At 73.6% G+C, this 11,548-nt stretch carries 8 protein-coding genes; 3 read left to right on the forward strand and 5 right to left on the reverse strand.

Going from position 1 to position 11,548, the window contains the following annotated elements; all coding sequences use genetic code 11:
• Nucleotides 1-47: 47 nt before the first annotated feature.
• Both glpK and ACSU53_RS26645 read right to left on the reverse strand, forming a co-directional pair.
• Complete coding sequence (glpK, locus tag ACSU53_RS26640) at nt 48-1,559, reverse strand: glycerol kinase GlpK (RefSeq protein ID WP_437031725.1); 1,512 nt, start codon at nt 1,557-1,559, stop codon at nt 48-50.
• Between the two features lie 22 nt (nt 1,560-1,581).
• Nucleotides 1,582-2,307, reverse strand: a complete 726-nt coding sequence (locus ACSU53_RS26645; RefSeq protein WP_437031727.1) for an MIP/aquaporin family protein — start codon at nt 2,305-2,307, stop codon at nt 1,582-1,584.
• Nucleotides 2,308-2,636: 329 nt separating this feature from the next.
• Here ACSU53_RS26645 and ACSU53_RS26650 point away from each other — a divergent pair, with 329 nt between their 5' ends.
• Entirely contained in the window at nt 2,637-3,194 is a 558-nt protein-coding gene (locus ACSU53_RS26650; protein ID WP_437031729.1) for an NUDIX domain-containing protein, read from the forward strand.
• Between the two features lie 39 nt (nt 3,195-3,233).
• Here ACSU53_RS26650 and ACSU53_RS26655 read toward each other — a convergent pair whose 3' ends face one another.
• A complete protein-coding gene (locus tag ACSU53_RS26655) occupies nt 3,234-5,600 on the reverse strand; it encodes a glycoside hydrolase family 31 protein (protein ID WP_437031731.1) in 2,367 nt (788 codons plus the stop codon).
• 209 nt (nt 5,601-5,809) lie between these two features.
• Here ACSU53_RS26655 and ACSU53_RS26660 point away from each other — a divergent pair, with 209 nt between their 5' ends.
• Together ACSU53_RS26660 and ACSU53_RS26665 are read left to right on the forward strand one after the other, a co-directional pair.
• Entirely contained in the window at nt 5,810-7,777 is a 1,968-nt protein-coding gene (locus ACSU53_RS26660; RefSeq protein WP_437031733.1) for an acetoacetate--CoA ligase, read from the forward strand.
• Between the two features lie 138 nt (nt 7,778-7,915).
• Nucleotides 7,916-8,824: a hypothetical protein gene (locus tag ACSU53_RS26665; protein WP_437031735.1), complete on the forward strand. Its 909-nt coding sequence runs from the start codon at nt 7,916-7,918 to the stop codon at nt 8,822-8,824.
• 112 nt (nt 8,825-8,936) lie between these two features.
• Here the strand turns inward: ACSU53_RS26665 and ptsP are convergent, their stop codons facing one another.
• The gene (gene ptsP, locus ACSU53_RS26670) at nt 8,937-10,607 is read right to left on the reverse strand and encodes a phosphoenolpyruvate--protein phosphotransferase (protein WP_437031737.1); all 1,671 of its coding nucleotides are present in this window, start codon (nt 10,605-10,607) and stop codon (nt 8,937-8,939) included.
• Nucleotides 10,608-10,699: 92 nt separating this feature from the next.
• Nucleotides 10,700-11,149, reverse strand: coding sequence for a PTS sugar transporter subunit IIA (locus ACSU53_RS26675; RefSeq protein ID WP_362093528.1), 450 nt, complete (start codon nt 11,147-11,149; stop codon nt 10,700-10,702).
• Nucleotides 11,150-11,548 lie beyond the last annotated feature (399 nt).

Genomic DNA, 11,548 nt, shown 5'->3' on the forward strand with positions numbered 1-11,548 from the left:
GCCGCGGCGGCAGGACCACGCGGGACGGCCCCACGCGGGGACGCCGGTCAGTCGTCGCCCTCCTCGATCCAGCCGAAGCTCCGCTCCACGGCCCGGCGCCAGTTGCGGTACTCGCGCTCGCGCACCGCGGCCGCCATGGACGGCTCCCACTCGGCGTCCCTCTGCCAGTGGGACGTGAGCTCGTCGAGCCCGTTCCACACCCCCGTGGCGAGCCCGGCGGCGTACGCGGCCCCCAGGCAGGTCGTCTCGGACACCCTGGGCCGGATCACCGGCACGCCGAGCACGTCGGCCTGATGCTGCATCAGCAGGTTGTTCCGCGTCATGCCGCCGTCGACCTTCAGGGTGCTGATCCGGACCCCGGAGTCCTGGTACATGGCGTCCACCACCTCCCGGGTCTGCCAGCTCGTCGCCTCCAGCACCGCCCGCGCGAGGTGCGCCTTGGTGACGTAGCGGGTCAGCCCGGTCACCACGCCCCGCGCGTCCGAACGCCAGTAGGGCGCGAACAGGCCGGAGAACGCGGGGACCACGTACGAGCCACCGTTGTCCTCCACGCTCGCCGCCAGCGGCTCGATCTCGTCCGCGCTGCGGATGATGCCGAGCTGGTCGCGGAACCACTGGACCAGCGCCCCCGTGATGGCGATCGACCCCTCCAGGCAGTAGACGGGCGCCTCGTCACCGATCTTGTAGCCCATCGTGGTCAGCAGCCCGCTCTTGGACGGCACCGGCCGGTCCCCCGTGTTCAGCAGCAGGAAGCTGCCGGTGCCGTAGGTGTTCTTCGCCGTGCCCACCTCGTAGCAGGCCTGGCCGAACACCGCGGCCTGCTGGTCCCCGAGCGCCGACGCCACCGGCACGCCCGCGAGTCGGCCCACGGCGGTGCCGTAGACCTCCGCCGAGGAGCGGATCTCCGGCAGGACCGCCTCGGGCACGTCCATCGCCGCCAGGATCGCCGGGTCCCACTGGAGCGTGTGCAGGTTCATCAGCATCGTCCGGCCCGCGTTGGTCACGTCCGTGACGTGCCGGCCGCCGTCCGTGCCGCCCGTCAGGTTCCAGATCAGCCAGGAGTCGATGGTGCCGAACGCGATCTCGCCGTTGACCGCCCGGGCCCTCAGCCCCGGCACGTTGTCCAGCAGCCAGGCCGCCTTGGGCCCGGAGAAGTAGCTGGCCAGCGGCAGCCCCGTCGCCTCGCGGAAACGGTCCTGCCCGTCGGTGCCGCCCAGTCGGTGACAGAGCGCGGCCGTCCGCGTGTCCTGCCACACGATCGCGTTGTGCACCGGCTTGCCCGTGCTGCGGTCCCACAGCACCGTGGTCTCCCGCTGGTTGGTGATGCCCAGCGCGCTCAGCTCGTCGGCCCGCAGACCGGCCTTCGCGAGCGCCCCGGCCACCACCGCCTGCACCTTGGACCAGATCTCGGTGGCGTCGTGCTCCACCCAGCCGGGCTTCGGGAAGATCTGGCGGTGCTCCCGCTGGTCCACGGCGACGATCGCGCCGTGCTGGTCGAAGACGATGCAACGACTGGAGGTGGTGCCCTGATCGATCGCGGCGACGAACTTGTCCGTCATGACGTCCCCTTCGTCGGTTCGTTCAGAAGGCTGCGTTGAAGACGACCCCGGACAGGGCCGCCCCGATCAGGGGCCCCACCACGGGAACCCAGGCGTAACCCCAGTCCGAGGTGCCCTTGTTGGGGATCGGCAGCAGCGCGTGCACCACGCGCGGCCCCAGGTCGCGGGCGGGATTGATGGCGTACCCGGTCGGACCGCCGAGCGAGAGGCCGATGCCGACCACCAGGAACGACACGATCAGGATCGACGTACCGGACTCGCCGAGCCCCTCGGTCAGACCGAAGGCCAGCACCGGCAGCACCAGACCCACGGTCGCGATGATCTCGGTGACGAGGTTGGCGAGGGGATGGCGGATCGCCGGCGTCGTGGCGAAGACACCGAGCGTCGGCTGGGCCAGGTCCTCGTCCGCGTTGGCCCGGAACTGCGCGTAGTAGACCAGCCAGCACAGCACCGCGCCGAGCATCGCGCCCACCAACTGCCCGGCCACGTACACGTGGACCTGGTCCCAGGTGCCGGTGTCGATGGCGATGCCCAGGGTGACCGCCGGGTTGAGGTGCCCGCCGGACAGCGGCGCGGCGGTGTAGGCCCCCGCCATCACACCGAAACCCCAGCCCAGGGCGATGACGACCCAGCCGGCGTCCTTCGCCTTCGAATGATTGAGGACGACCGCCGCGACGACCCCCGCACCGAAGAGGATGAGGATCGCGGTACCGATGATCTCCCCGACGAATACGTCTCCATTGCTCATGGCGGCTCCTCGGCCCGGCCCGGGAGCGCCTCGTCCCGGACCTCACGTGCAGGATGCGTTTCCCATGGCGGCGTCGGCCGAGGACGGGGACCTCCCGTGCCCCGCCCGGCCTCCGTGACGAGCGTGCCGTGGTCCTGGCACCGCCCGTGGGGAGCGGGCCCCGGCCCGTGGGGCCCCGCTGCGGCGTGCTGGAGAAGCGCCGGGACGAGCGGCGGTGCCGACCGACACGGGAAGTGTTCACCGGCGCCCGGGGGGCGTCAAGGTCGCCGACCGCACCGGTTGCCGCCCCCTCGGCGGCGCGACGCGCCCGGCACCGAACCGACGGTCCGATGATCGGATACAGTCCGCGCGTGTCCACAACTCACCCACCCGCCCCCGGGCCCGCGCCGGGCTCCCACTGTTCGAGCTGCGGCACGCCCTACGGAGAGGGCGTCTCCGGCTGGCCGCGCACCTGTCCGGCCTGCGGCACCACGGCCTACCGCAACCCGCTGCCCGTCGCGGTGGCCCTCCAGCCCGTGTACGACACCCAGGGCACCGGCCTGGTCGTCATCACCCGTACCGTGCCCCCCGCGCGCGGCCAGGTGGCGCTGCCCGGCGGCTTCGTCGACGACCGGGAGGACTGGCGGCAGGCCGTGGTGCGCGAACTCCTGGAGGAGACCGGCATCGACGCGGCCCCGCGCGACGTGCGGCTCGCGGACGCCATGAGCTCCCCGGACGGCCACCTGCTCCTGTTCGGGCTCCTCCCGGAACGCTCCGCCGACGTCCTGCCGCCCTTCGCCGCCACCGACGAGACCGACGGCCGCCGCCTGCTCCGCCGCCCGGAGGAACTGGCCTTCCCGCTGCACACCCTCGCCGCCCGCGCCTGGTTCGAGGGCCGCTACATCTGACCCGGGCGCACCTGCCGCCCCGCCCCGCGACCGCCCACGTCAGCGCGGCCCGTCACCGCGCAGCCGCACCGGGTGGGGCGGCTCCGCCCCGCCCAGGCCGCCCTCGCGCTCGACGACGAGCCGGTGCCCCGCCCACCGCACGCTGTACCGCTCCGGCTCCGGCTCCTTCCACCCGTCACCGGCGTCCGGCACCACCGTGCCGCCGCCCGTGCGGCCCCGGGCGGGTGCCCAGACCTCGAGTTCCAGCCCGCCGTGCGCACCCCGCACCGGCAGCACCGCCCCGGCCCGGGCGAACACCGGTATCCGCTCCGGCGGCGCCCCGGCCGTCACCCGGGCCGGACCCTCGTACGCCCGCCCCGTCGCCGTGTCGTACCAGCGCCCGCGCGGCAGCGGCACGACCCTGCCGGTGGCACCGGGCTCCAGCACCGGCGCCACCAGCAGGGCGTCCCCCAGCAGGAAGGCGTCCTCGCAGTCGCGCAGCACACGGTCCTCCGGCGCCGACCACCACACCGGCCGCACCACCGGCGCCCCCGTGCGCCGGGCCAGCCGGGCCAGCGTCGTCACGTACGGCAGCAGACGCCGCCGCTCCAGCAGCGCCGCCCGGACCGCGGACGCCACGCCGACGCCCGGCCCGCCCCCGTGCGCACCCCCGGCCGGCGGCTCCCCACGGGTGCGCAGCAGCGGCAGATACGCCCCCAACTGCAGCCACCGCACGTACAGTTCCCCGGACACCTCGGCACCGGCCCCGCCGACGTCCGCACCCGAGAAGGGGACGCCGCACAGACCGAGCCCCACCACCAGCGCCAACGACGCCCGCAGCCCCGCCCAGTCCGCCGGCACCGCCCCCGGCCGCACCCCCGCGTACCGCTGCTGCCCCGCCCACCCCGACCGCGAGACGATCCACGGCCGCTCGTCGGGCGACGACCGCCGCAGCCCCTCGTACGCGGCCCGGGCCATGCACAGCGCGTACACGTTGTGGGCCTCGCGATGGTCCCCGCCCGCGCCGTCCAGGGCATGGCGCGCCGACCGGGGCAGGCCCGCCCCGCCGAAGGCCGCGCACGACGCCGGCTCGTCCGCCTCGTGCCAGAAGCCCGCGAACCCCTGCGCCACGCCGTCCCCGTACAGGCCGCCCCACCAGCCCCGCACCCGCGAATCGGTGAAGTCCGGGAAGACGACGTCCCCCGCCTCGCCCACGCCCCGCACCACCGCGCCCGACGCGTCCCGCACGAACACGTCCGCGGCCGCGCCCGCCGCGTGGACCTCGTCGGCACGTCCCACCCCCACCGCCGGGGCGACGGCCGACACCAGCCGCACACCGTCCTGCCGCAACGCCTCCGCCAGGTCCGCCAGACCGGGGAACCGGTGCCGGTCCACGGTGAACGCCCGGTGCCGGTCCAGGTGGGACGCACCGAGGTGCACGGCGTCCAGCGGCAGCCCCCGCTCGCGGTGCGCGGCCACGATCTCGCGGACCTCCGCCTCGTCGACGGCCCCGGCCACCACGTGATGGTGGCCGAACGCCCACGCGGGCGGCACCGCGGGCGCACCGCTCAGCGAGGCCCACGCCAGCAGCACCCGCGCCGGCGTCCCCACCAGCACCCAGCAGCGCAGCGGCCCCCCGTCCACCCGCAGCTCACTCGTCCCGGCCCGGTCGTGCCCCGAGCCGTTGCCCTCCTCACCCTCCCGCAGCGTCACCGTGCCGTCCCACGTGGTGTCGTGGAAGACCAGATGCGTGCCCGCGTCGGCCACCACCATCTGGAGCGGCATCGTGACGTGCGCGGACGCCTCACCGGTCCCCGCGGCACCCCCGGGGCCGGCGTTCCACAGCCGGTACCGGCCCGAGCGCAGCCGGGGCCCCGATGCCTGCCCGCCCAGCCCGAAGAAACGGGCGTCGGCCGGCACCTCCGCACGCAGCATCCAACGGGCCGGGCCCCCGCCCTCGGGCTCCCACCAGCGGGGCGGAGACTCCCGGCGCAGCAGCACACCACCCGGGGTGAGCACCGCCACCGCACCCTCCCGGGACACGGCCACGGTCACCCGCTCGGCCACCACCCGCCAGCCGCCGTCCGTGTCCGGTTCGAGCACCGCCCGCGGATCCGGCTCCGGACACGCCCCGGCCAGCGCGTACGACGGTTCGGCAGCCGCCCCGTCCCAGCCCCAGAAGACCGCCCCGTTCACCGCGACCAGTACGCGCACCTCGGAACGGGTGAACCGCACCACGCCCCCGCCCGGCCCCGGCACCACCTCCCGGACCACGCCCGGCGTCCGCGCCCGTTCACGACCGCGGGCGGGCAGCCCCGCGGCGTCCGCGCGCCACCGGCGCCACGCCGCCCGCACGGTCCGCACCCCCCGAGCCGCCCCCGACGAGCCGACCGACCGCACCGAACGCACCAGGTCACGACCGTCCATGCTGTTCACCCTGCCACTCGCCGCTCCCCGCAGACGTGCCGTTCAACTGCCGTTCACCCACGAAGGGAGCACACCCGCACGCCACGGATCACGCGGGGCACCCTGGTGCGGAAGTCGATCACATGGCATCGTCCCTGTCAGCCGCGTCACGCGCACACCCCAGCCCGTGCGCGCGGGACGCACACCATGCGCACAGTCCGGGAGCCGCAATGCCGACCGCGAACGACCAGCCCCTCTGGCAGCCCGATCCGGAACGAATCGCCCGCGCGCGGATCACCCGGTTCCAGGCGTGGGCCGCCCAGCACCACGATGCCCCCGCCGAGGGCGGCTACGCGGCCCTGCACCGCTGGTCCGTGGACGAGCTCGAGACGTTCTGGACGGCCGTCGCCCAATGGTTCGACGTCCGCTTCACGACGCCTCCCACGCGCGTCCTCGCCGACCGCTCCATGCCGGGCGCCCAGTGGTTCCCCGGAGCCACGCTCAACTACGCCGAGCACGCCCTGCGCGCAGCCGCGGACCGCCCCGACGCCCCCGCCCTGCTGCACGTCGACGAGACGCACGAGCCACGCCCCGTCACCTGGTCCGAACTCAACCGCCAGGTCGGCTCCCTGGCCGCCGAACTGCGCGCCCTGGGCGTGCGCCCCGGCGACCGCGTCAGCGGCTACCTGCCCAACATCCCGCAGGCCGTCGTCGCCCTCCTCGCCACGGCCGCCCTCGGCGGCGTATGGACCTCCTGCGCGCCCGACTTCGGCGCCCGCAGCGTCCTCGACCGCTTCCAGCAGGTCGAGCCGGTCGTCCTGTTCACCGTCGACGGCTACCGCTACGGCGGCAAGGAGCACGACCGCCGGGACGTCGTCGCCGAACTGCGCCGCGAACTGCCCACCCTGCGCGCCGTCGTGCACATCCCGCTGCTCGGCACCGACGCCCCGGACGGCGCGCTGGAGTGGGCGGCCCTGACCTCCGCGGACACCGCACCCGTCTTCGACCCCGTGCCCTTCGACCACCCGTTGTGGGTGCTCTACTCCTCCGGCACCACCGGCCTGCCCAAGGCGATCGTCCAGTCCCAGGGCGGCATCCTGCTGGAACACCTCAAGCAACTGGGCCTGCACTGTGACCTCGGCCCGGACGACCGGTTCTTCTGGTACACGTCGACCGGCTGGATGATGTGGAACTTCCTCGTCTCCGGCCTCCTCACCGGCACGACGCTCGTCCTGTACGACGGCAGCCCCGGCTTCCCGGACACCGCCGCCCAGTGGCGGATCGCCGAACGCACCGGCGCCACCCTGTACGGCACCTCCGCCGCCTACGTGATGGCCTGCCGCAAGGCCGGCGTGCACCCCTCGCGCGACTTCGACCTGTCCGCCGTACAGTGCGTGGCCACCACCGGCTCACCGCTCCCGCCCGACGGCTTCAGGTGGCTGCACGACGAGGTCCGCGACGACTTGTGGATCGCCTCCGTCAGCGGCGGCACGGACGTCTGCTCCTGCTTCGCCGGAGCCGTCCCGACCCTGCCCGTCCACATCGGTGAGCTGCAGGCCCCCTGCCTGGGCACCGACCTCCAGTCCTGGGACCCCAGCGGCCGTCCGCTGACCGACGAGGTCGGCGAACTCGTGGTCACCAACCCCATGCCGTCGATGCCGGTCCACTTCTGGAACGACCCGGACGGCAGCCGCTACCACGACAGCTACTTCGACGTGTACCCCGGCGTGTGGCGGCACGGCGACTGGATCACCGTCACCTCCCGCGGCTCGGTGATCATCCACGGCCGGTCGGACTCCACGCTCAACCGCCAGGGCGTGCGCATGGGCTCCGCCGACATCTACGAAGCCGTCGAACGGCTCCCCGAGATCAGGGAATCCCTCGTCGTCGGCATCGAGCAGCCCGACGGCGGCTACTGGATGCCGCTGTTCGTCCACCTCGCCCCTGGCGCCGTGCTCGACGACGCCCTGCTGGACCGCATCAGGGCCACCATCCGCCGCGAACTGTCACCGCGCCACGTCCCCGACGAGGTCATCGAGGTGCCCGGCGTCCCGCACACCCTCACCGGCAAGCGCATCGAGGTCCCGGTCAAACGACTCCTCCAGGGCACCCCGCTGGAGAAGGCCGTCAACCCGGGCTCCATCGACGACCTCGGCCTCCTCGCCTTCTACGAGGACCTGGCCCGCAAGCGCGCCTGAGCGCCCGGGCGGACCGCCCGCCAGGGACCCGCCGGCACACCGGCGAGGTCCGGGGCCGCCGCCTCCTCGAGGGACCCATTGTCAGTGCCGCCGATTACGGTGAGTGAGCATTGATCGACCTGCAGCACAGGGGGACCCATGACCGCCACCGACCACCGCACCCTGCGACGCGTCCTGCGCCGTGAGATCGCGGGCACCATCGGCCTGCTCACCGACGAGCACGACTTCCGCACCATGCGGCGCTACCGCACCTTCGCCTTCCAGGACCACGCCACCTACCTGCACCACGTGGAAGCCCTCCTCAGGTCCCGGGCCCTGCAGGGCGGCTTCACCACCCTGGCCCTCTTCGACCCCGAGGAGTACGCCGACTACTGCTCCCGCGGCGGCCTCGATCCCGACAGCCCCGCCAGCCGCACCCGGTTCACCGCCGACATCGCTGCCACCGGACCGACCGTCCCCTACGACGGCGAACCCCTCACCGACCTCGTGCCCGCCCTCGTCGACGAAGCCGTCCGCCGGGCCACCTGGGACTACGCGGCCTCCCTCCTCGCCCGCCTCGGCGCCTGCGCCACCTGCGGCGAGGACCTCGGGCGTGCGGCCTTCGCCCGCGCCTCCCGACTCCTCACCCGCATCCTGGACACCTCCCCGCCCGGCCGCCGGCACCTGGTGTGCAGCGTCGCCGGACCGGACGAGACACTCGTCGCCGTCCTCCACACCGACCCCGCCGAACACGCCGGCCCCACCAGCGGCACTCCGGGCCCGGACGAGGCGGAGGCACTGGAGTTCACCGCCGTCCTGGCGGTCGGCCTCGCCACCCACAGCCCCGGCGGACTCGTCGTCCGCGTCACCGCCCCCGGCGCCCCCGACCGCGTCCACGGCTGGCGGCTGCGCGGCTACGGCCTCGTCCCGCTCACCGCTGGCGAGGTCTTCGACGCCTACTGCACCGACGCGGCCTCCGGGGAACCCATCCCGCCCGAGTCCAACGTCGACTACTGCGCACCCCCTGACCTCGGGGACCCGGATCCGGGACCGCTCCACGGGCACTGAGCACCGGCACCGGAGCGAGCGCACCCACGGACGGTGCAGGGGCACCCCCACACGGAGGTGCCCCTGCACCGGGCCGCACGAGCGGCCCGCCGTCTCCCGGGTACGGGCCCGACTACTCGCCCGACAGCACCGACCGGGCCGCGTCACGCGCCTCCTCGGCGCTGTCCGCGGCGCGCGCCGCGGACGCGGCCCGCTCGCACTGCGCCAGCGTGTACTGCGCCAGCGTCGCCCGCACATACGGAATGGACGCCGCCCCCATGGACAGAGAGGTGACCCCCAGACCGGTCAGCACACAGGCCAGCAGCGGGTCGGACGCCGCCTCGCCGCAGACACCGCAGCTCTTGCCCTCGGCCCGCGCCGCCTCCGCGGACAGCGCCACCAGGTCGAGCAGCGCGGGCTGCCACGGATCCTGCAGCCGGGACACCGCACCCACCTGACGGTCGGCGGCGAACGTGTACTGGGCGAGGTCGTTCGTCCCCAGCGACAGGAACTCCACCTCCTGCAGCACCGAACGCGCCCGCAGGGCCGCCGACGGGATCTCGACCATCGCCCCGACCTTCGCCCGCAGCCCGGCCTCCCGGCACGCCTCGGCGAACGCCCGGGCGTCGGCGCGGTCGGCCACCATCGGGGCCATGACCTCCAGGTAGACCGACAGCCCTTCGGCCGCCTCGGCCAGCGCGGACAGCTGCGTCCGCAGCACCTCCGGGTGGTCGAGCAGCGACCGCAGGCCCCGCACACCCAGAGCGGGGTTCGGCTCGTCGGCCGGGGTCAGGAAGTCCAGCGGCTTGTCCGCACCAGCGTCCAGCACACGCACGACGACCCGGCCCTCGGGGAACGCTTCCAGCACCTGACGGTAGGCCGCGACCTGCTTCTCCTGCGACGGAGCGTTCTTGCTGTCGTCCAGGAACAGGAACTCGGTACGGAACAGACCGACACCCTCGGCGCCCGCCGCCACGGCGGCCTCCACGTCGGCCGGACCGCCGATGTTGGCCAGCAACGGCACCTTGTGCCCGTCGGCGGTCGCACCGGGCCCCGTCGCCGAGGCCAGTGCCGCCCTGCGCTCGGCGGCCGCCGCCTCCAGCCGGGCCTTCCTCTCCTCGCCCGGATTCACGAAGATCTCACCGGAGCTGCCGTCCACGGCGATCACCGTGCCCTCGGCGAGCTCACCGGCGCCGGGCAGCGCGACCACGGCGGGGACACCGAGCGCCCGGGCCAGGATGGCACTGTGGCTGGTGGGCCCGCCCTCCTCGGTGACGAAGCCGAGCACCAGCGTGGGATCGAGCAGCGCGGTGTCCGCCGGCGCCAGGTCACGGGCCACCAGGACATACGGCTCGTCGCTGTCGGGAACGCCCGGCATCGGCACGCCCAGCAGCCGCGCCACGATGCGGTTCCGCACGTCGTCGAGGTCGGCGACCCGGCCCGCCATGTACTCACCGGCGCCGGCCAGCAGCTCCCGGTACGCCGCGAACGCGTCGTACACCGCCCGCTCCGCCGTGCTCCCGGACGTGATGCGCCGCTCCACGTCCGTCATCAGCTCGGGGTCCTGCGCCATCATCGCCTGCGCCTCGAGCACGGCCTGGGCCTCGCCGCCCGCCAGGTTGCCGCGCGCCGTCAGGTCGGCGGCGACGGCCTCCACGGCCTTGCGGGCCCTTCCCTGCTCGCGCTCCGCCTCGTCCGCGGCGATCTGCCTGGCCGGCGGTTCGAGCACGGCCGTGCCCATGTGCCGCACCTCGCCGATCGCCACCCCGTGGCTCACGCCCACGCCCTGCAGCGTTGTCTCCATCTCACCCGTCTCCGATAGTGCGGCGCGCCCCGCCGCTGCGTTGCTTGTCCTTCTCGCCGGTCACGCCAGGAGCGACGGCACCGGCACGGTGGTCACTTCCAGAGGAAGAGGGTGTCACCGGCCTTGACGTCGTCACTCTCCCGCAGCTCGGAGAGCGCGTCCGCGGTGGCCTCCAGCGCCACGACCGGGCACACCGGGGACTTGCCCGCCGCCTCGACGGCGGCGGGGTCCCACCGCACGATGCTCTGGCCCCGGGTGACCGTGTCGCCCTTGTTGACCAGGAGTTCGAAGCCCTCGCCGTTGAGCTGGACCGTGTCGATGCCGAGGTGGGTCAGGACGCCGTGCCCGCTGCCGTCGACGACGACGAAGGCGTGCGGGTGCAGCGAGACGATGACGCCGTCGACGGGGGAGACGGCCGTGGAGGGCTCCCGTACGGGGTCGATCGCGGTACCCGGGCCGACCATGGCCCCGGAGAAGACAGGATCGGGCACGGCTGCCAGTCCGATGGCCCGTCCTTCGAGCGGGGCGGTCACGGTGGTCATGGGAAGCCTCCCAGGTGGAGATCTGTAGGGGTGGCGGTCACAACCTGTTCCGGACCGCGCACTGTCCAGCAGCGTATGTCATGGGACGTGCCGGTTCGGGCGGAAGATCCGAACCAGAGGTCTAGACCACATACCCTAATGGATTTGCACGCGGTCCGCGACCCCGTGTACAGTCGTGACTCCTGCTTGGGAATGAGTGACGCGAACGAGCGTCCTGCCCAGCAGGCAAACCAACTCGTCAGATCCTACTCCTGGGATCGTCTTCTGCATGCCTGCAGGTGATGGTCAAAGGGTCGGAAGAACACTGATAGAGTCGGAAACACCGAAGGGAAGCGCCCGGAGGAAAGCCCGAAAGGGTGAGTACGAAGGAAGCGTCCGTTCCTTGAGAACTCAACAGCG

It is taken from the genome of Streptomyces sp. enrichment culture (assembly GCF_964273255.1).
Taxonomy (GTDB): Bacteria; Actinomycetota; Actinomycetes; order Streptomycetales; family Streptomycetaceae; genus Streptomyces.